Here is a 314-nt window from a genome sequence, read left to right on the forward strand (position 1 = left end):
GCGATGGCGCTCTGCATGGTGTTCGGCAATCAGCTTGTCGCCTTGCCAGAAAAACCCGGTGGTCTTGCCGTCTACGGTCTTGCTGATGCGCCGCCCAAATGGGTCATAGCGATAACTGGCGGTTTCGCCGTTGGGCTTTGTGATGCTGATTAACCGATGCTGGCAGTCGTAGCGGTATTCAGTGACGAGTTGCTGGCTTTTGCCGCGCCGTTCACGGATGAGGTTGCCGAAGGCGTCGTAGTCATAGTGCCGGTCGCCTTGGATCATCAGGCGGTTGGCCGCGACGATGTCCGGGCCGGGGCGGTCTTGCATCA

At 59.6% G+C, this 314-nt stretch carries 1 protein-coding gene; it reads right to left on the reverse strand.

Annotation, left to right across the window (positions count from 1 at the left end; all coding sequences use genetic code 11):
* Nucleotides 1-314, reverse strand: a 314-nt coding sequence (locus tag OC445_RS26965) for an RHS repeat domain-containing protein (RefSeq protein ID WP_262020460.1), incomplete at both ends; no start/stop codon positions are given.

It is taken from the genome of Pseudomonas sp. Pse35 (genome assembly GCF_024519715.1).
Lineage (GTDB): Bacteria > Pseudomonadota > Gammaproteobacteria > Pseudomonadales > Pseudomonadaceae > Aquipseudomonas > Aquipseudomonas paracarnis.